Genomic DNA, 20224 nt, shown 5'->3' on the forward strand with positions numbered 1-20224 from the left:
GGCCGCTCCCGGAATGACGGCAAGGCGGCCCCGGGGCAGGGAGTCAGCGAGGCTCGCGACGAAGGCATGGGGGACGATGTAGTCACGCGTGCCCCAAACCACGAGCGTCGGCTGCTCGACCCGCAACGCCTTCTCTCCGATGCGGTTGTCGACCATGCTCCGCAGGGTCAGGATGTAGCGTCCGATGCCGGCACGGGCATAATCCGTGAGCGCCACCCAGGCGAGCGACCAGCGCTCGAACGGTGCGATGGCGAGGAAGCCGACCACCTGCCGGACCAGGTTGCGCGCCTCCGGGTCCGGCGTGGGCCCCTGCAACACGAGGCGCTCCACGAGCTGGGGGTAAACCAGCGCGAGTTCGACCAGCACTTCGCAGCCGAGCGAATTCCCCACAAAGGCTGCGCGCTTCACCCCGGTCGCTGTCATGAAGGCCGCCAATGCATCCGCGAGCTCGCGAACCGTGAGCGCGCGGCGAGGCTTTTCGCTCAATCCGAAGCCGGGCAGGTCGGGAGCATAGACCTCGACATGAGGGGCGAGATGATTTGCCAGCGGGATCATGTACCGGCTCGACATCCCGAGCCCATGGACGAGGATGACGGGTATGCGGTCATCCGGCACAGCATCGAGCGAGACGCGGGCATGCATCGTCCTGCCGTCGACTCGGATCCACCTCGTTTCGAGCCGGCCCGGATGTGAGCGCCGATACGGGCTGGTGCGCCGCCGAGACAAGGATTTGACGAGCGCCAAGCCGGCCAGAATTCCGCTCGCCGGCCAAAGGATCCACCGCAGGGACACAGGCGCCTTCCCGTTTCAGGTCGCTTCCGCCATTCGCGGCAAGGGATGCCGACGTCCGCTCTCCAGCGGCAGAGACATCATCTCGTGCGCCTGGTTTGTGTCCAAGCGGACGGTTCGATGAGGCAGACTTCGATCATCAGCGCACAGGGCGCAACACCAGCCGGTCGCCGCGCACTTCGTAGGAGCCGAGCCTGTCGAGGAACGTCATGCCGAGCAGGTTTCCCGACAAGGCACCGCGCCGGCTCACCAGGGCCGAGACACGCCGCTCGGTGATCGTGCCGATGCTGAGGCTGTCGAGATAGACCGGGGCGGCCATGGCAACGCCGTTGGCGGTGGATACCCTGATCGAGAAGTCGGATTCCGCGGGGGAAATCCCGATGGCGGCTGCGTTCTCCGCCGTGAGAACCACGGAACTCGCGCCCGTGTCGAACTGGAAGACCTGGGCGCGGCCGTTCACCTCCGCGCGCACGGAGAAGTCCCCGTCCGCGCGGCGGTTGATCGTCACGCTTCCGTCGCCCGCCGTGACGGCACTGCCGGGCCGCAGCGTCCCGACGAGGCGGTTGCCGACATCCCCGGCTTCCTCCTTGTAGGCATAGCCCGCCACCAGGGCGACGGTAAGGGCGGCCCAGAACAGCAGCGCCTTCAGGTTGGTGCCGATTTGTTCGCGGAACCGATGCCAGAACCCGGCGAGGAAGATCGTCAGCAGGGTTCCGCTGAAGGCGAGCCGCGCGAGCTGGTCCTTCTCCAGCCCCGCGACGGTGCTCGATTCGTCCGAGAGGGCGAGGAAGGCGACGATGCCGAGGAGAACGGCAAGGGCGGCGTAGATCATGGCTCGGCCAGGGCCTTGTCCCGCAGGGGATAGGCGGCGCGGAGGCGATGTCCGAGGGTCGCCATGATGGCCTGCCGCTTCGCCTCCGACAGCGATCCCCACAGCCCGATCTCTTCGCGCGTACGTCCGCAGCCTTCGCAAAGCCCGGTCATGGCGTCGAGAATGCAGAGCTTCGTGCAGGGGCTCGAAGCCCTCGGGGCGACAGGCTGGGTCATGGCCGTTCCATGCCCTCAGGCGCGGGTCGCGATCAAGCGCCAAAGTGCCATGGTCAGCGCGGGACCGTCGCCACGAGGGCGAGAAGGGCCGCGATCTCGGCCACCTGCTGGCAGGCTCCGATCACGTCGCCGGTCTGGCCGCCGATCTTGGCTCGGGCCAGGGCGGTGAGGAAGAGGGAGGCTCCCAGCGCCAGGGCGGGCATCAGCACCATGCCGAGAGAGGGCAAGCCGGCGATCCAGCCAATGACGACGAAGGCGAGGGCGAAGAGGGCAACGATTCCGCTGGTCCGGCGATCGGGTGTTCCCACCGATGCCCCCGCCCCGCCGGGCCGCGCGGGGCCGAGCAGCACCATCGGCGCCAGGGCTGCGCTGCGCGAGAGAGAGGCGGCCAGTACCAGGGCCAAGGCGGCCAGCGACCCGGTGCGATCGAGCAGCGTCGCGAGGGCTCCGATCCTCAGGGCCAGCGTCAACACGAGGGCGACGCCGCCATAGGCGCCGATGCGGCTGTCGCGCATAATCTCGATGCGGCGCTCGCGCGTTGCGCCGCCACCGAACCCGTCCGCCACATCCGCGAGACCGTCCTCGTGCAGAGCCCCCGTCACCAGCGTCCCGACCGCCAGGGCGAGGGTGGCCGCCAGGAACGGTCCGAGATCCAGGGCCCAGGCGATGAGCAGGATGAGGGCGGAGGGCAGGGCGAGGATGAGGCCGGCCAGTGGCAGCATGCGCGGCAGGGTGCGGAAGTCCGGCAGACGATGCGGATCACCCTCGCCGGGCAGGCGCGGCACCGGCAGCCGCGAATAGAATCTCAGGCACGCCGCGAGATCGTAGGCCATGGACGCGCCGGGAAAGGCATCGTCCGGTTCCAGATCCCGGCCTTGCGTCATCGAGGACCTGCCTTCACCGCTCGCGCCCGGTTGGTTATAGCTCGCCCCACAGGCAGGCCGCCATACCGGACGCGCCGAGACGGAAGGCCAAGTTTCGCGCGATGACTCAGACGATCCCGAACCAGGACAATCCCGATCAGACGCCGTTCTCGGATATCCGCCGACTGATCGCCTCCGTGCCGGGTGCCGACCGTGACGCCGTCGCCATGGTGCGCGAGCGGGACGCGATGCTGACGAAGCCCGCCGGCGCGCTGGGCCGCCTCGAGAACCTCGTGGAGTGGCTCGCAGCCTGGCAGGGCAAGGGTCAACCGAGCCTCGACCGGCCTCTCGTCTGCGTCTTCGCCGCCAGCCACGGCGTCACCAAGCGCGGTGTCTCGGCGTTTCCGGCGGAGGTGAACCGCCAGATGCTCGACAATTTCGCCGCCGGCGGCGGCGCGATCAACCAGCTCTGCGCCGCCTACGGCCTCGGCTTCAAGGTCTTCGACCTGGCCATCGATCTTCCCACCGGCGACATCTGCGAAGGCCCGGCCTTCACGGAGAAGGAATGCGTGGCCACCATGGCCTTCGGTATGGAAGCCATCGCCGCCGGAACCGATTGTCTCGGCCTCGGCGAGATGGGGATCGGCAACACCACCATCGCGGCGGCGATCTACGCGGCGCTCTATGGCGGTGGGGCGGCGCATTGGGTCGGGCGCGGCACCGGCGTCGATGCGGCCGGGATCGAGCGCAAGGTCGCGGCCGTGGAGGCCGCCTTGGCCTTCCATGCCGGCCACCTCGACGACCCGCTCCATGTCCTGTCGCGCCTCGGAGGCCGCGAGATCGCCGCCATGGCCGGCGCCATCCTTGCGGCGCGGATGCAGCGTATCCCCGTGGTCATCGACGGCTACGTGGCGACGTCGGCCGCGGCGATCCTCCATGCCATCGATCCGTCGATGCTCGACCATTGCCTCGCCGGCCACGTCTCGGCGGAAGGGGCCCATGCCGAGGTGCTGGAACGCCTCGGATTGGTGCCGCTGTTGGCTCTCGGCATGCGTCTCGGCGAAGCATCCGGCGCCGCCCTCGCCATCGGCCTGCTCAAGGGCGCGCTCGCCTGCCATCGCGACATGGCGACGTTCGCCCAGGCGGGGGTGTCGGGACGCAGCGAAAGCTGAAGGCATCCCATCGGGGACACCGGACCCGTGACGGCCCGGTGTCACAATCATCACGAAAACGGGAAAGGCGAGTGCGCCGATCAGGCCGCGCGCGCCGCGCTCCGCCTGCCGCCCATGTCCGCACTCGACGTCGCTTCGGTGGACAGGTTCAGGGCGGGTAGCGTGTCCATGACACGGCTCGCGGGGAAGATCACGACGACTTCCGTTCCCTCGCGCGGCTTCGACTTCAGGTGGAAGTTGCCGTTGTGCAGGTCCACCAGCCCCTTGACGATGGGCAGGCCAAGGCCCGAGCCCTGTTCGGCGGTCTTGATCGCGAGCGAGCCCCGGCCGAACGACGACATCACCGTGCCGAGCTCGTCCTCGGGAATACCCGGCCCGCTATCCTTGACACTGACATACTGGCCGCCCGAGGCCGTCCAGCCGACCTTGATCGTGATGTCGCCGCCCGGCGGCGTGAATTTCACGGCGTTCGAGAGGAGGTTGAGCACGATCTGGCGCAAAGCCCGCTCATCCGCCCAGATACGGGGCATGTCGGGGTCGATGAACTCGTGGAAGGCTTGGCCTTTGCCGCGCGCGCGCAGGGCGACCATGTGCCGGCACTCGTCCACCGCATGGGCGAGCTGGATCGCCTCCTCGTTCAATTCGTAGCGCCCGGCCTCGATGCGCGAAAGGTCGAGGATCTCGTTGATGAGGTTGAGGAGGTGCATCCCGCTATCGTGGATATCGCCCGCGTATTCCTTGTACGACGGAGCGATGTGAGCGCCGAAGACCTCGTTCTTCATCACCTCCGAGAAGCCGAGGATGGCGTTCAGCGGCGTGCGCAACTCGTGGCTCATGGTCGCGAGGAAGCGTGACTTGGCGAGATTCGCCTCTTCCGCCCGCCGCCGCGCCTCGTCGGAATTGGCCTTGGCCTGTTCGAGCTCGATGAAGATGGCGTCCTTCTCCGCCTGGGATTTCAGCGCGCCCACCGCCGAGGCGTAGACGCGGCGGGCGAGGCCCATGAAGAAGATCTGCGAGCCGACCACCATGGTCACCAGCATGATCGTGTCCATGTCCTGCGAGAACGCCAGGAGAGAGAGCGCCGCGAGGATCAGCGGAAGAAGCGCGGCGGCGGCGGCGGCGGGCAGGGTCGCTGCCAGCATCGCGGCGACCGCGGCGACGATGACGAGGCCGAACAGGACGAAGATGCGGGCACTGGGCGCGGCCACGAGAACCATCAGCGCCCAGGACGCGCTCTGCACGATCTCGCTCAGCATGAAGGCGCTGCGCCAGCGCCTGACCGACACGGAATCCGCCGGCTGACGAAGGAAATGCTTGGTCAGCCCCATCGACAGGCCGACGCCGCAGAGCAGGCAGACGACCCAGGACAGGGCGATGGGAACCGGCACCCAGAGCGACGACGCCCCCGCGATGAGAAGCCCGAGCACGGCATGGGTCAGACCGGCACCGGAGCGGTACTCGGCATAGATCCGGATCAATTCGTAATCGAACGCGCGTTCCAGACCGTTCGCCGAGGTCAACCGCTCGCGCGCCGATCGGATGTCTCGGGCCACCTTGCGGCGGCGAGCGGATTCCGGTGCCGAAGGACCGCGTCCGCGCTGAACCATCTCCGCTGTCAGGTCGGACATCACCGTTTTGAGGATCTTTTGAGAGGAAAACCTGCGGTCGGAAGGACCGTGACCCGTCGACGCTGCGACCCGGCGAATCTGCGCCCGATAGGTTAAGAACGACCTGACCCGGTCATGACACTTGTCTCCAAATCGCGCCCATCCACGGCGCGCGACCCGACGCTGCATCGACACCGATCTCAGATCGATGTGTGCAGGCGCACATTTTTCGGAACTGTGTAATATTTAGAACAAGTCGATACTGAAGTCGGAGAGACGTCATGCTGAAACTGAATGTCGACGGCGTGTCGCATGATGTCGATGCCGATCCCGACATGCCGCTCCTGTGGGCGCTGCGCGATCATCTCGACAAGACAGGGACGAAATACGGCTGCGGCATCGCCCAGTGCGGCGCGTGTACCGTCCATCTAGACGGCCAGCCCGTCCGCTCCTGCCAGACCCGCATCGGCGATGTGGGAGAAGCGAAGATCACGACGATCCAGGGTGTGTCCGGGCGGGTGGCGGAGGCGGTTCAGACCGCGTGGCGCGGCCTCGACGTGGTCCAGTGCGGTTACTGCCAGTCCGGCCAGATCATGTCGGCCATCGGCCTGCTCTCGACCACCCCGAAGCCCAGCGACGCCGAGATCGACGGCGCGATGGACGGTAACATCTGCCGCTGCGGTACCTACCAGCGCGTTCGCGCCGCCATTCACGAAGCCGCCCGCTCCCTCGCCTGATCCGAACCCGAGGTCGGCCCCGGGGCCGGCATCGTCCTGCCCGATACCGTGCGCGTCATCGTCTCCGTGGAGGAAGCCATGCTGAAGGTCCGTCAGACCAAATCCGAGGCGGCTGCTCCCCGTCCGTCGCGCCGCGCCTTCCTCGGCGGAGCCGGTGTCGCCGCCGGAGCCTTGGTGATCGGATTTACCCTCGACCCGGCCAAACAGGTTCGCGCGGCGGCGGGACCCGACCTGTCCTCCGCTCCCGCCCAGCCCAATGCCTTCGTGCGGATCGCGGCCGACGATACGGTTACGGTGCTGATCAAGCATCTCGACATGGGGCAGGGCAACACGACGGGCCTCGCCACCATCCTGGCCGACGAGCTCGATGCCGACTGGTCCCGCGTGCGGGTGGCCTTCGCGCCGGCCGACGCGAAGCTCTACAACAACCTGCTGATGGGGCCGATCCAGGGGACCGGCGGTTCGACCGCGGTGGCCAATTCCTGGTTCCAGCTCCGCAAGGCGGGGGCGGCCGCCCGTGCCATGCTCGTCTCCGCCGCGGCCGAGAAATGGTCCGTCCCGGCCTCCGAGATCACGGTTTCGAACGGCACGGTCCGCCATCTCGCCTCGAAGCGCGAGGAGCGGTTCGGTGCCCTGGCCGAGGCAGCGGCGGCGATCCCCGTGCCCGAGCAGCCGAAGCTCAAGGATCCGAGCCAGTGGGTCCATATCGGCAAGAAGCTGCCGCGCCTCGATTCCGTGGCCAAGACCAATGGAACCGCGATCTACGCCATGGATATCCGCCGGCCGGGTCAGGTCACGGCCGTGGTGGCGCATGCCCCGCGCTTCGGCGGCACCGTGTCGACGGTCGACGATAGGGCCGCCCGCGCCGTGCGAGGCGTGATCGACGTCGTGACGATTCCCACCGGAGTCGCCGTGATCGCCAAGGATACATGGTCGGCGATGAAGGGCCGGGACGCCCTGTCGGTCACCTGGGACGAGCGCACGGCCGAGAAGCGATCCTCCGACGCCATCCTCGCCGAGTATCGCGAGACGGCCAAGCGGCCGGGCATCGTCGCATCGGAAAAAGGCGATCCCGCCGCCGCCATCGCCGGGTCGGCCAAGGTCATCGAGGCGGAGTTCACCTTCCCCTACCTGGCCCACGCGGCCATGGAGCCCCTCAACGCCACGATCGAGCGGGCGGCCGACGGCTCCTACGACATCTACGCCGGCCTCCAGTTCCAGACGATCGAACAGGCGGTGGCCGCCGCGACCCTCGGTGTCACCGCCGACAAGGTCAGGCTGCACACGCAATGGGCCGGCGGATCGTTCGGACGACGGGCGACGCCCACCGCCGATTACATCGCCGAGGCCGCGTCCATCATGAAGGCGACCGGCGGCAAGGCGCCGGTCCATCTGGTCTGGACCCGCGAGGACGACATGGCGGGCGGGTATTACCGCCCGATGGTGCTGCACACCCTCAAGGCCGGCATCGACGCCAAGGGCGCCATCACCGGCTGGCAGCACCGGATGGTCGGCAAATCGATCATGATCGGCTCGCCCTTCGAGGCGATGCTGGTGAAGAACGGGGTCGATTCCACGTCCATCGAGGGCGCGTCGGACACGCCCTATGCCCTCCCGGCCTACCGGTTCGAGGTCCACAACGCCCGCGAGGGCGTGCCCGTCCTCTGGTGGCGTTCGGTGGGTCACACCCATACGGCGCAGGCGATGGAGGTCTTCATCGACGAGTTGGCCCACGCCGCCGGTGCCGATCCGCTGGCCTATCGCCTTGGCATGCTGACCGGCGCGCCGCGCCTGTCCGGTGTCCTGAAACTCGCCGCCGAGAAGGCGGATTGGGCCAAGCGCAGCGGCGGCAAGGGACAGGGCCTCGGCATCTCGGCGCACGAATCCTTCGGCTCCTACGTGGCGATGGTGGCCGACATCACGGCGGATGGCAGCCATGTGAAGGTCAATCGCATCGTCGCGGCGGTGGATGTGGGCGTCGCCGTCAACCCGGACGTGATCCGCGCCCAGGTGGAGGGATCGGTCGGCTTCGCGTTGTCATCGGTCCTGCGCAACAAGATCACGCTGACGGACGGGGTGGTGCAGGAGAAGAATTTCGACGCCTACGAGCCGACGCGTATGAGCGAGATGCCGGTGGTGGAGGTCCATATCGTGGCCTCCGATGCCGCCCCGACCGGCATCGGCGAGCCGGGCGTGCCCGTCATCGCCCCGGCGATCTCCAACGCGATCTTCGCCGCGACGGGGCAGAGGCTGCGCTCCCTGCCGCTGGATCTCAGCGGGCTGAAGGGGGTCTGAGCCCGATCGGCAGCGCGCCTCCGCCCGCCGCGGGGGCGTCAGCGCCTCAGGAAATCGATGAGGTCCATCGTCAGACGCTCGTGATGGGTCAGCGGTATCGCGTGCGGAGCCCCCTCGTAGATCTCGAATTCCGCGCTCGGCACGGCTGAGGCCGCGACCTTTCCGGTGACGTCGATCGGCACGGTCTGGTCGGCATCGCCATGGATGATCAGGCAAGGCACGGTGACCTTCGCCATGTCGGGCCGGAAATCAGTCTCGGAGAAGGCCTTCACGCAGGCGATGGTGGCCTTCGGCGAGGCCAGCATGGCGACCTGCCCGGCCCAGGCGATCATCTCCGCAGAAGCGGGTGAGCTGAACACGCCCGCACCGAAGAAGCCCTTGTTGAATTTGGCGAGGAAGGACGGCCGGTCCATCTTCAGCCCGTCGATGATCTCCTCGAACACGCCGGCATCGACACCGTCGGGATGATCGGGCGTCTTCAGCATCATCGGCGTCACCGCCGAGATCAGGACCGCCTGGGAGATCCGGTCGCTGCCGTGCCGTGACAGGTAGCGCACCACCTCTCCGCCCCCCATGGAAAAGCCCACCAGGGTCACGTCGGTGAGGTCGAGGGCGTCCAGCACCGCCTTCAGGTCGTCGGCGAAGGTGTCGTAATCGTAGCCCTGCCAGGGCTGGTCCGAGCGTCCGAAGCCCCGGCGGTCATAGGCGATGGTCCGGAAGCCCGCCTCGACGACGGGCACCATCTGGTACTCCCACATATCCGCGTCGAGGGGCCAACCGTGGAGGAAGACCACGGGCCGTCCGCTGCCCCAGTCCTTGTAGTAGAGGCTCGTGCCATCCGGCGCGGTGATGAAGGCCATGGGGCTGCTCCCTGTATTCCCTGGTCGGGCGTGCTCGCGGGTGAGCCCGGCAATGCCGGCTCCTATGGCGATTCAAGCGCGGGGTGCGGCCTCTCGTTCCCGCGGCATGGATTCCCGGCACCCCGGATTCCCAGGGGCAGATGCCCGCACTACCTGTCCTCTCGTATGACCCCCTTCGAATCCACCGCCGCCGCCCTGCGCGCCTGTCGAATCTGTCGCGACGCACCTCGATATGGCGCGCGCCTGCCGCAGGAGCCGAAGCCCATCGTTCAGGGTTCGACCTCGGCGCGTCTCGCCATCGCCAGTCAGGCTCCCGGGAACCGGGCGCACCAGAGCGGTATCCCGTTCATGGACCCGTCCGGCATCCGGCTGAGGTCGTGGCTCGGCCTGTCCGAGCCGGATTTCTACGACGCCGAGCGGCTCGCCATCGTCCCCATGGGCGCGTGTTTTCCCGGGCTCGACGCGAAGGGCGGAGACAAGCCGCCCCGCCGCGAATGCGCCGAGCATTGGCGCGAAGCGCTCTTCGCCGGCCTGCCCGAGATGGATCTCGTTCTGGTCATCGGCCAATACGCGCAGGCCTGGCATCTCGGCCGCGTCGAGGGAGGGCTCACCGCCATGGTGCGGAACTGGCGTGCCATTCTGGAGGAACCGCGTCGGCCTCGGGTACTGCCGCTGCCGCACCCGTCCTGGCGCAACAACGGCTGGCTCAGGACGAACCCCTGGTTCGCCGACGAGTTGCTGCCGGTGCTGAAGGAGGAGGTTTCCCGGGTGATGATGCGCGGGTGACCCCGCCTTCGCGTTGACATGGGAAGCCCGGGCGGCGATCCGTCACCCGATTCTCCGGAGCCCGCCATGTCCCACGACGCGTCACCCGCCGTTAGCGATCCGCGCGATCGCCTCATCGTCGCCCTCGATCTGCCGAGCGTCCACGAGGCCGAGGCGATGGTGGACCGGATCGGCGATGCCGCGACGTTCTACAAGATCGGCTACCGGCTCGCCTATTCTGGCGGCCTCGCTCTGGTTCAGCGGCTGTCCAAGGCCGGTTTCAAGATCTTCATCGACCTGAAGTTGCATGACATCGGCAACACGGTGGAGGACGGCGTCCGGGCGCTGTCCGATCTCGGTGTGACTTTCCTGACGGTTCATGCCTACCCGCAGACCATGCGCGCCGCCGTGCGGGGAAAGGGCGGGGACGGTCCGACGATCCTCGCCGTCACCGTGCTCACCTCCTACGACCAGGCCGATGCCGACGAGGCGGGCTACGCCCTCCCCATCGCGGATCTGGTGTCCCTGCGGGCGCGGCAGGCGGCCGAGGCCGGGATCGGCGGGATCGTCTGCAGCGCCGCCGAGGCGGCCTCCGTCCGCTCCGCCATCGGACCGTCGCGGCTCATCGTGACCCCCGGCATCCGGCCGGCGGGCGACGATGTCGGCGACCAGAAACGCGTGTTGACGCCGGCGGCGGCGATGGACGCGGGGATCGACCACATCGTCGTCGGCCGCCCCATCACCCAGAGCGCCGATCCCCGTGCCGCGGCTTTGGCGATCCTCGCGGAAATGGGCTGAGCCCCGACAGCCAACAGCGTTCGCTAGATCGACTCGGCCGGCTCTCTCGCCTTTGAAGGAGCGTCGTTCCTGGCCGGTTCGTGGAGCGCGCGCAGCAGAAAGGCGATCATCGCGTCGATGGGAGGAGCCGGTGCGTTGGGGTACTGGCTCACCAGGACCGGGTGGCAGTAGCGTGTGATCGCCACATGAAGGCAAGCCGCGGTGATTGCGGGATCCTCGACCTGGAATTCACCGCTGCGAACCCCGTCCGTCACCACCCGTTCCAGGGCGGCGCCGATCCGGTCTATATGGTGCCGGCACACCCCCCAGCTCTCCGACATGGCGGCTTCCACCATCTCATGGATGCGGGGATTGTCCTTGCATCGCTCGATACAGTCGCGGTGGAGCTCCCGGATGATTTCGGCAACCCGCTGATCGGCGCTGAGGCCGGGCGCCACGGCGATGCCGGCGATCAGCGCCTCGACCTCGCGGGTCACACGCTCGACCACCGCCTCGTTGATCGCCTTCTTCGAATCGAAGAACCGGTAGACATTGGCCGGGCTCATCCCGAGCGTCTTGGCGATGTCGGCCACGGTGGTCTTCTGGTAGCCGATCTCGCGAAAGAACCTCTCCGCCGTCGCCAAAATCCTGCATCGGGTCGTGGGTGCGGCGGCTTCCAGGCTCGCCTGCAACGGATCGACAGAGATTGTCATGGAACGACCCTAGGTCTCCTGCTCCCGGCCGTCAAAGACACGGCAATGAGGGTGCCGCCGTCGCATAGGGCGGATGAACGCCACGGGAATGAAATCCGCATGCCGATACCGGCTTCAGAGCCGGTCCGATCTTGGGCGGACGTACGAGATAGAGCCGGGGTTTCGCAAGACAGCACCGGACGATAGATCAGGCAGGACTTGGCAGATCAGGCAGGACTTGGCCATCGTCCGCGACAAGACGATCCTAGACAGGCGACATCGGCCCCGAACGCAGGTCTGGTGCCAGCAGCAGTCTGATGGTCGGCGACAGGGGCCGGGGAAAAGCGGCCCGGCGCTTCGGACGCGCCGCCGACGACTTACGAGCCGAACTGGGAACCGAGCTGTTCCAGATACTCCGCGAGGTCGACGCCGCCGACGCGTTTGCCGTAATCGAACCGCATGCCCTGGCGGATATCGACGCTGCTCTGCTTCGTCGTCAGGGTGAACGGCTTCACGCAAATCCAAGCACCGTCGCGACGATGCTCGAAGAAACTAAGGATTTCGTGCTTGGCCATCGTCGCCTCCGGTCGCTTTGCAGGATCAACCGCGAAGCCGGGCCAGAGTTCAGCGATGCCGGACTTATATTCGTGCCTCGCCTAAGCTTGACCGTACCATCCGGAACACGTGCACTGCAGCATCGATGAAGCAGTGCACGTGTCGAAGAGGTTCAGGCAACGCCCTTCAGGGCGCCGATATTCGTGTGGAAATCCGGCCCGTTGAAGGTTCTCGCCACGTAGCCGGCACGGATCAGGAAATCGCCGAACCGTTCACCCGGAGTCTTGCCCTGAGCGTAGGCGCCGAAGAGCGGATCGAGGATCGTCCTGATCTCCGAGGCGGTCACGTCTTCGGCATAGAGCTTGCCGAGGCGTGAGCCGTCGAAGGCCGCACCGAGATAGAGGTGATAGCGCTCCGGGCCGCGACCGACGAAGCCGATCTCGGCGATGAAGGGACGTGCGCAGCCATTGGGGCAGCCGGTCATGCGGATCGTGATCTCGTCGTCCTGCAGCCCGTGCGAGGCGAGGCTTTCCTCCAGTTCCGTCATCAGGTCCGGCAGGTAGCGCTCGCTCTCCGCCAAGGCCAGGCCGCAGGTGGGCAGGGCGACGCAGGCGATGGAGTTCCGGCGCAGGGCGCCCGCTCCCTTCTGCATGCCGTACTCGTCCACCAGCGCCTCGATCTCGGCGCGCTTCTCGCCCGGCACGTTGGCGATGATGACGTTCTGATTACCGGTGAGGCGGAAATCGCCCTCGTGGATCTCCGCGATCCGGCGCAGGCCGGTGAGGAGTCGAGGGCCGTCGCCCTCCACATCCTTGATGCGGCCGGACGGGACATAGAGCGTCAGGTGGTGACGACCGTCATCGCCCTCGGTCCAGCCGAACCGGTCGCCGTTCCCGGTGAAGGCGAAGGGTTTGGGATCGGCGAGCTTCGTGCCGACACGCTTCTCCACCTCGGCGCGGAAAGCGGCGAGGCCGTACCGCTCGATCGTGTACTTGAGGCGGGCGTTCTTGCGGTTCTTGCGGTTGCCCCAGTCGCGCTGGACCGTCATCACCGCCTCGGCCACCCGCACCGCCTCGTCGGGCTTGCAGAACAGCATCACGTCGGCCGTGCGCGGGAAGGTGTCGGGCTCGCCATGGGTCATGCCCATGCCGCCGCCGACGGTGACGTTCCAGCCCGTCACCGTGTTCTTCTTGTCGAGGATGGCGATGAAGCCGAGATCGTGCGCGAAGACGTCGACCTCGTTCGAGGGCGGCACCGCAATCACGATCTTGAACTTACGCGGCAGGTAGGTCCTGCCGTAGACGGGCTCGAATTCCGGTTCGCCGCCGATCACCTTCTCGCCATCGAGCCAGATCTCGCGCCAGGCATTGGTCTTCGGCAGGAGGCTGTCGGAGATCTCCTTGCCGAGTTCGTAGGCGGCCTTGTGCGCGCCGGACTGGGCCGGATTCGTCGAGGCCATCACGTTGCGGTTGACGTCGCCGCAGGCGGCGATGGTGTCGAGCAAGGCGCCGTCGATGGCGGCCATGGTGCGTTTGAGGTTCGACTTGATCACGCCGTGATACTGGAAGGTCTGGCGCGTGGTCGCCCGCAGGGTGCCGTTGGCGTAGGTGGTGGCGATGTTGTCGAGGACGAGCCACTGCTTCGGTGTCACCACCCCGCCGGCGATGCGCAGGCGGATCATGAAGCTGTAGGCCTTGTCGAGCTTCTTCTTGGTCCGCTCGGGGCGCAGGTCGCGATCGTCCTGCAGGTACATCCCGTGGAACTTCACGAGCTGGCCGTCATCCTCGGAGATCGCGCCGGTGGCGTGCTTGAGCAGACCGTCGGCCAGGGTGCCGCGCAGGAAACCGCTCGCGATCTTGATATGCTCGTTATGCGCGAGGCCCGCCTCGCGCGCCGCTTCGGCCTCGTCGATGGGACGGGTGGTCGGCGGGGTCTCGTAGGTGCGGGGAGGGGTCAGGTCGTCCATGGCGATGATCCGGTCTTGTTCAGTTCATAGTCGGGGCGCTGCATGCGCATCCCCCCGTTCGCGCGGGGGAGGGACGACGCGCCCTAGTAAACGTCCTGCTGGTAGCGATGCGCCCGCTCCAGCGCCGCCACCGCGGCTTCGGCATCGGTTTCGCTCAGCGATTTGACCTCCGCATAGGCCTGGACGACGGCATTGCGCACGTCCTTGGCCATCCGGTTCGCGTCGCCGCAGACGTAGAAGCTGGCGCCGCCGTCGAGCCATTCCACCACTTCCTTGGCGTGGTGGCGGATACGGTCCTGCACGTAGATCTTCTCGGGCTGGTCGCGGGAGAAGGCCACGTCGATCTTCGTGAGCGAGCCGTCCTCCAGGGCCTCCTGCCATTCGAGCTGGTAGAGGAAGTCGTGGGTGAACTGGCGGTCACCGAAGAACAGCCACGAGCGGCCGGTGGCCTCGATCGCGCGGCGTTCCTGAACGAAGGCACGGAAAGGAGCGACGCCGGTGCCGGGGCCGACCATGATGATGTCGGTGGCGGGGTCCTGCGGCAGGCGGAAATGCCGGTTCGGCTTCAGCTTCACGCGCAGCTTGCTGCCGTTCTTGATCCGGTCCGCGACCTGCACCGAGGTGACGCCCGAGCGTGACCGCCCATGCGTCTCGTAGCGCACGGCGGCGATGACGAGATGGACCTCGTCGCCGACCTCTTTGCGCGAGGAAGCGATGGAGTACGCGCGCGGGGGCAGGGGCCGGGTGATGGTGTTGAGATGCTCGGCCGAGAGGGTGGCCGGAAAGGTCTCGATCAGATCGATGAGGTGGCGCCCCTCGATCCAGGCCCGCAGCTCGCCGCTGTCGATGAGCGTCTGCGCCTCGGCATGGCCCGTCGCCTTGGCGAACCGCTCCACGGTGGTGGCCGAGAGTGTGGTGATGTCGCGCTCGGACAGCAACGCCTTGCGCAGGGCCTCGTCGCCGGTGAGATTCGTCGCCTTGAGGATGTCCTCGACGAGGGCCGGATCGTTCTCGGGATAGATCTCGAGCGAATCGCCTGGCTCGTAGGCCGGAGCGCCGTCCTCGAATTCGAGGGCCAGATGGATCGTCTCCTTGTCGGAGAGCGACGAATTGAGGTTGATGTGATCCACCACCTCCACCACCACCGGCTCGCGGCTCGGCTCGGCATCGTCGTCCTCGGCGGCGGCGCGGCCGGCGAAATCCACCGCGACGACGTTGTCAGCGCTCGGCGCGGGCGCCAGCGCCTTCAACGTGTTCTTGATCCAGTCGGCGGCGGGCTTGTCGAAATCGAGATCGAGATCGGCCCGCTCGGCCCCGCGTTTGCCGCCCAGCGCCTCGAACCGCGCGTCGAGCGCCTTCCCGATGGCGCAGAACTCCACATAGGAGGTGTCACCCAAGGCCAGCACACCGAAGGTCACGCCGTCGAGGCGGGGAGCGCCGTCGCCCATCAACTCGTTGTAGGCGCGGGTGGCGCGGGCCGGAGGCTCACCTTCGCCCCAGGTCGCCGCGATGGCGATGAGGTTCTTGGAGCCCGTCAGCGTGGCGACGTCGAGGTCGGCGAAATCCACCACCTTCGGCTTGAAGCCGCTTTTCTTGGCGAGCTTGGCCACGGACCCGGCCAGGGCTTCGCAATTGCCGGATTCGCTGGCGTAGATGATCGTCAGCGGCTCGGCGGCCTTGGGCAGGGCGGCGGGGAGCGCGGCGGCCTGGCCTCCGGCCGCGTCGAGACCGGCGAGGAAGCCCGCGAGCCAGGCACGCTGAATCGGTGTCGCCGCTCCGAGGACGGCGTCGAGGCTCGCACGCTCGTTGTCGTCGAACGGGGCTGTGCGGGGGAGGATCGCTTGTCGTGCCATCGTTAAGCCATGTCGCGCTGCGGGGCCGACTGTCAACGGGATGTCCGTTTTACAGAACGGCGTCGGGGGAGAAGGAGCTGCCTATGATCGCAGCGCAGAACAGAATTTTATTCTCCAGCCACTACGGAGAGCGTCGGTATGAAACGCCCGTTCGTCGGCGCTGACGGAAGCGGAAGCGCCGTCGTCGACTTCACTTTTTCCATGGCGAAGCGCGACGTCACGTTCTTCAGGGGCAAGGTCGCGATGAGCTGCTTATAAAAGGTGTCATAAGCCTGCATATCGGCGACAACGACCCGCAACATGTAATCCACATCGCCCGCCATGCGGTAGAATTCCAGCACCTCCGGCATGGCCGAGACGGTGGAGGCGAAGCGTTCGAGCCAGTCACGCGAATGGTCCGACGTCTCGATCGAGACGAAGACTGTGAGTCCGAGGCCCAGCTTGACCGGATCGAGGACGGCGACCCGCCGGTCGATCACGCCATCCGCTTCGAGGCGCTGGATCCGCTTCCAGCAGGGCGTCTGCGACAGGCCGACCTTCTCGCCGATCGTCGCGATCGACAGGGTGGCGTCGTTCTGGAGCAGCGCCAGGATCTTGAGATCGATCGAGTCCACATTGACCTCGCTTTGCGGTTCCGGTCAGCGGCGCTGTGGTGCGCTAGGGCACGGCGTTGACCAGCGAATTAAGAAGAATATTCCTCGACGAGCAACCCATTGGGCGTCCGCGCCGCTGCAAACCATATTTACCGCAGCGGGGGAATGCCGCAGCGCGATACCCGCCATGCCTTGACAGCGTTCGTTATAGCGAACATTTCAGGTGCCAGACAAGCGGGCATCTGACAAGGCAGTCGTACGGAACACGCTCATGAGTACTTCCCTGGAACGAACGGCGCGGGACCTCGCGTCCGCCATGGCCGGCCTCGATCTGAAGGGGCGCATTCGTGCGATCGAGTCCGCAATCCCCGGCCGACTGGTCTTCACCACCAGCCTCGGCATCGAGGATCAGGCTCTCACCCATGCCCTCGCCATGGCCAAGGGGCGGACGGAGATCGTCACCCTCGATACGGGCCGGCTCTTCCCCGAGACCTACGACGTCTGGGCGGAGACCGAATCGGCCTACGGCATCCGCATCCAGGCCTATGCACCCGAGCGGGTCTCGGAAGAATCATTCGTGCGGGAAGAGGGCATCAATGGCTTTCGCCATTCGGTCGCGGCCCGGCAAGCCTGCTGCGGCTTCCGCAAGGTCGAGCCGCTGAGCCGTGCCCTTGCCGGCGCCGCCGGATGGCTGACGGGTCTGCGGGCGGGTCAATCCGCCAACCGTTCGGACACGCCCCTGGCGGAGGCCGACGAGGCGCGCGGGCTCATCAAGATCAATCCGCTCGCGGATTGGACCCGCGCCGACGTCGACCGCTTCGTCATCGACAATTACATTCCCTATAACGTCCTCCACGACCGCGGTTTTCCCTCGATCGGGTGCGCCCCGTGCACCCGCGTCGTGAAGATCGGTGAATCCGAGCGCGCCGGCCGCTGGTGGTGGGAGCAGGAATCCAAGAAGGAATGCGGCCTTCACGTGCATCAGCCCGAGGCGAACGTTCAGCCGGGCCAGGAAGCCGCCGCATTCGAATCGACACCCCGTAACAGCAATCTGGAGATCGCCCGATGAGCGCCGCCACCGCGCTGGCCGCAACGCTGCCCGAGCGTCTGACTCACCTGCAGCGTCTCGAAGCCGAGAGCATCCACATCATGCGGGAGACGGTCGCCGAGACCGAGAACCCGGTGATGCTCTATTCCATCGGCAAGGATTCGTCCGTGCTGCTGCATCTGGCGCTGAAGGCCTTTGCGCCGGGACGCCTGCCGTTCCCGCTGATGCACATCGATACGACGTGGAAATTCAAGGAAATGATCGCGTTCCGCGATCAGCGCGCCAAGGAGCTCGGCCTCGATCTCATCGTCCACACGAATCAGGAGGGCCTGGCCCGTGGCATCGGCCCGATCAGCCACGGTTCGGAAGTCCATACCGACGTGATGAAGACGCAGGGACTGCGTCAGGCGCTGGACAAGTACAAGTTCGACGCGGCCTTCGGCGGCGCCCGCCGCGACGAGGAGGCGTCCCGCGCCAAGGAGCGCATCTTTTCCCTGCGCACGGCCCAGCACCGCTGGGACCCGAAGCGCCAGCGCGCCGAGCCCTGGCACCTCTACAATCTCAAGAAGAAGCGGGGTGAATCCCTGCGCGTCTTCCCGATCTCGAATTGGACCGAGCTCGATGTCTGGCTCTACATCGAGCAGGAGCAGATCCCGATCGTACCGCTCTATTTCGCCAAGCCCCGCCCCGTGGTGGAGCGCGACGGCCAGTTGATCCTGGTCGACGACGACCGTCTGCCCCTGAACCCTGGGGAGACCCCGCAGAACCTGTCCGTGCGTTTCCGGACGCTGGGCGACTACCCGCTCACCGGCGCCGTCGAGAGCGATGCCGCGACCCTGCCCGAGATCATCGGCGAGACCCTGGCCGCCCGGACCTCCGAGCGTCAGGGCCGCGTGATCGACAAGGACGGGTCGGGCGCCATGGAGCGCAAGAAGCAGGAGGGGTATTTCTAAGATGACGATCCATCAGTCACCCGAAGCCTTCGGCTATGACAGCTTCCTCGCTGCTCACCAGAGCAAGGAAGTGCTGCGCTTCATCACCTGCGGCTCCGTTGACGACGGCAAGTCCACCCTGATCGGCCGCCTCCTGCACGACACCAAGCAGATCTTCGACGATCAGGTGACGGCACTGCAGCGCGATTCGCGCAAGCACGGCACCCAGGGCGCCGAGATCGACCTCGCCCTCCTCGTGGACGGTCTCCAGGCCGAGCGCGAGCAGGGCATCACCATCGATGTCGCCTATCGCTTCTTCTCCACCGACAAGCGCTCGTTCATCGTCGCCGACACGCCCGGCCACGAGCAGTACACCCGCAACATGGCGACCGGTGCCTCAACGGCCGATGTCGCCGTGATCCTGGTGGACGCTCGGCAGGGCCTGACCCGCCAGACCCGGCGTCATGCGCTGCTGGTCTCGCTGCTCGGGATCAAGCGCGTCGTCCTCGCCGTGAACAAGATGGATCTGGTCGGCTGGTCGCAGGGCAAGTTCGAGGAGATCACGGCGGCGTTCGATGCGTTCGCCGCGCCCCTGGGCTTTACCGAAATCCGGCCCATCCCGCTTTCCGCCAAGAACGGCGACAACGTCGTTTTGCCCGGCGCCGCCGTGCCCTGGTACACGGGAACGCCGCTCCTGCAGTACCTGGAAGAAGTGCCCGTGCGGGTCGAGGAGCAGGCCGCTCCGTTCCGTCTTCCGGTCCAGTGGGTGAACCGTCCGAACTCCGACTTCCGCGGGTTCTCGGGCCTGATCGCCAGCGGCCGCATCGCCCCCGGCGATGCGATCATCGTCGAGCCTTCGGGCCGGACCTCCACCATCGCCCGGATCTTCACCGCCGATGGAGACCTGCCGCATGCCGTGGAGGGCCAGTCCGTCACCCTCGTCCTCGCCGACGAGATCGACGCCTCGCGCGGGTCGGTGATCGTCACGGCCGATGCTCCGATGCGGGTGAGCGACCGTTTCGACGCCCGTCTCTTCTGGGCGGCGGAGACCGAACTGCTGCCCGGCGCCACCCTGCTCGCCAAGATCGGCACCGTGACGGTGAACGCCACCGTGACGACCATCCATACGCGGATCGATCCGGAGAGCGGCAATCCCGTTCCGGCCGCGCGCCTCGTGGCCAACGACATCGCGGACGTGACCCTCAGCCTGGACCGCGCCGTGGCCATTGATGCCTACGCGGCGAACCGCGACACCGGCGGTTTCATCCTCATCGACCGCGAGACCACCGACACGGCGGCCCTCGGGCTGATCCATGCGGACAAGGCTTCCGCCGCGGGGAAGGACGAGCCGGAGGCGACCCGCGCTGCGAAATCCGGCGGCGGATTTCTGTCGAAGCTTAGGTGGGTGTTCGGCGGCATCTGAACGGACGCGCCACCGGCTAAAACGAACCGCCATCCGGCCTGCCAAGAGCGGGGCGGGTGGCGGCTTTGTTTCCAAAGGCACCTTTCTCCTCGCACGACGGATGGTCCGGTGATCGACGGTCGCGAAACGTACGGGTGACACCGTTCCTCCCACCCTTCACCTCATCCTGAGGTGCCGAAGCGGAGCGGAGGCCTCGAAGGAGGGCTCCAGTAGGCGCCATGGGAACTGGAGCCCTCCTTTGAGGCTGCTT

At 66.9% G+C, this 20224-nt stretch carries 18 protein-coding genes and 1 pseudogene; 8 read left to right on the top strand and 11 right to left on the bottom strand.

Translation table 11 applies throughout. The annotated features are described in order from the left end of the window. Nucleotides 1–21 precede the first annotated feature (21 nt). From ASF08_RS25745 to cobS, 4 genes and pseudogenes are all read right to left on the bottom strand, one after another. Nucleotides 22–642: pseudogene (locus ASF08_RS25745) on the bottom strand (alpha/beta fold hydrolase); the annotation flags it as partial. Nucleotides 643–928: 286 nt separating this feature from the next. Then, entirely contained in the window at nucleotides 929–1621 is a 693-nt protein-coding gene (locus ASF08_RS08860; RefSeq protein WP_018042496.1) for a retropepsin-like aspartic protease family protein, read from the bottom strand. Then, nucleotides 1618–1836: a DUF1289 domain-containing protein gene (locus tag ASF08_RS08865; protein WP_018042497.1), complete on the bottom strand. Its 219-nt coding sequence runs from the start codon at nucleotides 1834–1836 to the stop codon at nucleotides 1618–1620. Before ASF08_RS08865 ends, ASF08_RS08860 begins: the two co-directional genes overlap by 4 nt. 53 nt (nucleotides 1837–1889) lie before the next feature. Next, on the bottom strand, nucleotides 1890–2720 hold the full coding sequence (gene cobS / locus ASF08_RS08870) for an adenosylcobinamide-GDP ribazoletransferase (RefSeq protein ID WP_056143972.1): 831 nt from the start codon (nucleotides 2718–2720) through the stop codon (nucleotides 1890–1892). A 101-nt stretch (nucleotides 2721–2821) separates the two neighbouring features. Between cobS and cobT the strand changes: the two genes are divergently transcribed. Beyond that, nucleotides 2822–3871 (top strand): nicotinate-nucleotide--dimethylbenzimidazole phosphoribosyltransferase, encoded by a 1050-nt coding sequence (cobT, locus tag ASF08_RS08875; protein WP_056143976.1) that lies wholly within the window; start codon nucleotides 2822–2824, stop codon nucleotides 3869–3871. A gap of 80 nt (nucleotides 3872–3951) precedes the next feature. On the opposite strand, the gene ASF08_RS08880 is transcribed toward cobT, so the two are convergent. Then, on the bottom strand, nucleotides 3952–5499 hold the full coding sequence (locus tag ASF08_RS08880; protein WP_056143979.1) for a sensor histidine kinase: 1548 nt from the start codon (nucleotides 5497–5499) through the stop codon (nucleotides 3952–3954). A gap of 260 nt (nucleotides 5500–5759) precedes the next feature. Here ASF08_RS08880 and ASF08_RS08885 point away from each other — a divergent pair, with 260 nt between their 5' ends. Both ASF08_RS08885 and ASF08_RS08890 read left to right on the top strand, forming a co-directional pair. Continuing rightward, nucleotides 5760–6215: a (2Fe-2S)-binding protein gene (locus ASF08_RS08885; RefSeq protein ID WP_056143982.1), complete on the top strand. Its 456-nt coding sequence runs from the start codon at nucleotides 5760–5762 to the stop codon at nucleotides 6213–6215. Between the two features lie 78 nt (nucleotides 6216–6293). Then, nucleotides 6294–8510 carry a xanthine dehydrogenase family protein molybdopterin-binding subunit gene (locus ASF08_RS08890; RefSeq protein WP_056144705.1) on the top strand — a complete coding sequence of 739 codons (2217 nt, stop codon included), beginning with the start codon at nucleotides 6294–6296 and terminating at the stop codon, nucleotides 8508–8510. A 38-nt stretch (nucleotides 8511–8548) separates the two neighbouring features. On the opposite strand, the gene ASF08_RS08895 is transcribed toward ASF08_RS08890, so the two are convergent. After that, entirely contained in the window at nucleotides 8549–9370 is an 822-nt protein-coding gene (locus ASF08_RS08895; protein WP_056143984.1) for an alpha/beta fold hydrolase, read from the bottom strand. A gap of 165 nt (nucleotides 9371–9535) precedes the next feature. Here ASF08_RS08895 and ASF08_RS08900 point away from each other — a divergent pair, with 165 nt between their 5' ends. Together ASF08_RS08900 and pyrF are read left to right on the top strand one after the other, a co-directional pair. Continuing rightward, a complete protein-coding gene (locus tag ASF08_RS08900) occupies nucleotides 9536–10156 on the top strand; it encodes a uracil-DNA glycosylase family protein (RefSeq protein ID WP_056143988.1) in 621 nt (206 codons plus the stop codon). 66 nt (nucleotides 10157–10222) lie between these two features. Further along, complete coding sequence (gene pyrF / locus ASF08_RS08905) at nucleotides 10223–10933, top strand: orotidine-5'-phosphate decarboxylase (protein WP_056143991.1); 711 nt, start codon at nucleotides 10223–10225, stop codon at nucleotides 10931–10933. A gap of 23 nt (nucleotides 10934–10956) precedes the next feature. On the opposite strand, the gene ASF08_RS08910 is transcribed toward pyrF, so the two are convergent. From ASF08_RS08910 to ASF08_RS08930, 5 genes are all read right to left on the bottom strand, one after another. Then, a complete protein-coding gene (locus ASF08_RS08910) occupies nucleotides 10957–11625 on the bottom strand; it encodes a TetR/AcrR family transcriptional regulator (protein ID WP_056143994.1) in 669 nt (222 codons plus the stop codon). A gap of 356 nt (nucleotides 11626–11981) precedes the next feature. After that, complete coding sequence (locus tag ASF08_RS08915) at nucleotides 11982–12179, bottom strand: hypothetical protein (RefSeq protein ID WP_018042507.1); 198 nt, start codon at nucleotides 12177–12179, stop codon at nucleotides 11982–11984. Nucleotides 12180–12331: 152 nt separating this feature from the next. Next, the gene (locus ASF08_RS08920; RefSeq protein ID WP_056143996.1) at nucleotides 12332–14125 is read right to left on the bottom strand and encodes an NADPH-dependent assimilatory sulfite reductase hemoprotein subunit; all 1794 of its coding nucleotides are present in this window, start codon (nucleotides 14123–14125) and stop codon (nucleotides 12332–12334) included. An 83-nt stretch (nucleotides 14126–14208) separates the two neighbouring features. Continuing rightward, the gene (locus ASF08_RS08925) at nucleotides 14209–15978 is read right to left on the bottom strand and encodes a diflavin oxidoreductase (RefSeq protein WP_056144001.1); all 1770 of its coding nucleotides are present in this window, start codon (nucleotides 15976–15978) and stop codon (nucleotides 14209–14211) included. A gap of 107 nt (nucleotides 15979–16085) precedes the next feature. Beyond that, on the bottom strand, nucleotides 16086–16592 hold the full coding sequence (locus tag ASF08_RS08930; RefSeq protein WP_056144005.1) for an Lrp/AsnC family transcriptional regulator: 507 nt from the start codon (nucleotides 16590–16592) through the stop codon (nucleotides 16086–16088). 250 nt (nucleotides 16593–16842) lie between these two features. On the opposite strand from ASF08_RS08930, the gene ASF08_RS08935 reads away from it, so the two are divergent. The 3 genes from ASF08_RS08935 to cysN are packed head-to-tail and all read left to right on the top strand — an operon-like array spanning nucleotide 16843 to nucleotide 19974. Further along, nucleotides 16843–17640 (top strand): phosphoadenylyl-sulfate reductase, encoded by a 798-nt coding sequence (locus ASF08_RS08935; protein ID WP_056144008.1) that lies wholly within the window; start codon nucleotides 16843–16845, stop codon nucleotides 17638–17640. Then, nucleotides 17637–18572: a sulfate adenylyltransferase subunit CysD gene (gene cysD, locus ASF08_RS08940; RefSeq protein WP_056144011.1), complete on the top strand. Its 936-nt coding sequence runs from the start codon at nucleotides 17637–17639 to the stop codon at nucleotides 18570–18572. Before ASF08_RS08935 ends, cysD begins: the two co-directional genes overlap by 4 nt. Nucleotide 18573: 1 nt before the next feature. Further along, complete coding sequence (gene cysN, locus ASF08_RS08945; RefSeq protein ID WP_056144015.1) at nucleotides 18574–19974, top strand: sulfate adenylyltransferase subunit CysN; 1401 nt, start codon at nucleotides 18574–18576, stop codon at nucleotides 19972–19974. Nucleotides 19975–20224 lie beyond the last annotated feature (250 nt).

It is taken from the genome of Methylobacterium sp. Leaf85 (genome assembly GCF_001422125.1).
Taxonomy (GTDB): domain Bacteria; phylum Pseudomonadota; class Alphaproteobacteria; order Rhizobiales; family Beijerinckiaceae; genus Methylobacterium; species Methylobacterium bullatum.

Excerpts from the sequence above, each read along its gene's own strand:
- ASF08_RS08860 (WP_018042496.1), bottom strand. The coding sequence starts at position 1,621 with ATGATCTACGCCGCCCTTGCCGTTCTCCTCGGCATCGTCGCCTTCCTC.
- ASF08_RS08865 (WP_018042497.1), bottom strand. The coding sequence starts at position 1,836 with ATGACCCAGCCTGTCGCCCCGAGGGCTTCGAGCCCCTGCACGAAGCTC.
- cobS (WP_056143972.1), bottom strand. The coding sequence starts at position 2,720 with ATGACGCAAGGCCGGGATCTGGAACCGGACGATGCCTTTCCCGGCGCG.
- cobT (WP_056143976.1), top strand. The coding sequence starts at position 2,822 with ATGACTCAGACGATCCCGAACCAGGACAATCCCGATCAGACGCCGTTC.
- ASF08_RS08880 (WP_056143979.1), bottom strand. The coding sequence starts at position 5,499 with ATGTCCGACCTGACAGCGGAGATGGTTCAGCGCGGACGCGGTCCTTCG.
- ASF08_RS08885 (WP_056143982.1), top strand. The coding sequence starts at position 5,760 with ATGCTGAAACTGAATGTCGACGGCGTGTCGCATGATGTCGATGCCGAT.
- ASF08_RS08890 (WP_056144705.1), top strand. The coding sequence starts at position 6,294 with ATGCTGAAGGTCCGTCAGACCAAATCCGAGGCGGCTGCTCCCCGTCCG.
- ASF08_RS08895 (WP_056143984.1), bottom strand. The coding sequence starts at position 9,370 with ATGGCCTTCATCACCGCGCCGGATGGCACGAGCCTCTACTACAAGGAC.
- ASF08_RS08900 (WP_056143988.1), top strand. The coding sequence starts at position 9,536 with ATGACCCCCTTCGAATCCACCGCCGCCGCCCTGCGCGCCTGTCGAATC.
- pyrF (WP_056143991.1), top strand. The coding sequence starts at position 10,223 with ATGTCCCACGACGCGTCACCCGCCGTTAGCGATCCGCGCGATCGCCTC.
- ASF08_RS08910 (WP_056143994.1), bottom strand. The coding sequence starts at position 11,625 with ATGACAATCTCTGTCGATCCGTTGCAGGCGAGCCTGGAAGCCGCCGCA.
- ASF08_RS08915 (WP_018042507.1), bottom strand. The coding sequence starts at position 12,179 with ATGGCCAAGCACGAAATCCTTAGTTTCTTCGAGCATCGTCGCGACGGT.
- ASF08_RS08920 (WP_056143996.1), bottom strand. The coding sequence starts at position 14,125 with ATGGACGACCTGACCCCTCCCCGCACCTACGAGACCCCGCCGACCACC.
- ASF08_RS08925 (WP_056144001.1), bottom strand. The coding sequence starts at position 15,978 with ATGGCACGACAAGCGATCCTCCCCCGCACAGCCCCGTTCGACGACAAC.
- ASF08_RS08935 (WP_056144008.1), top strand. The coding sequence starts at position 16,843 with ATGAGTACTTCCCTGGAACGAACGGCGCGGGACCTCGCGTCCGCCATG.
- cysD (WP_056144011.1), top strand. The coding sequence starts at position 17,637 with ATGAGCGCCGCCACCGCGCTGGCCGCAACGCTGCCCGAGCGTCTGACT.
- cysN (WP_056144015.1), top strand. The coding sequence starts at position 18,574 with ATGACGATCCATCAGTCACCCGAAGCCTTCGGCTATGACAGCTTCCTC.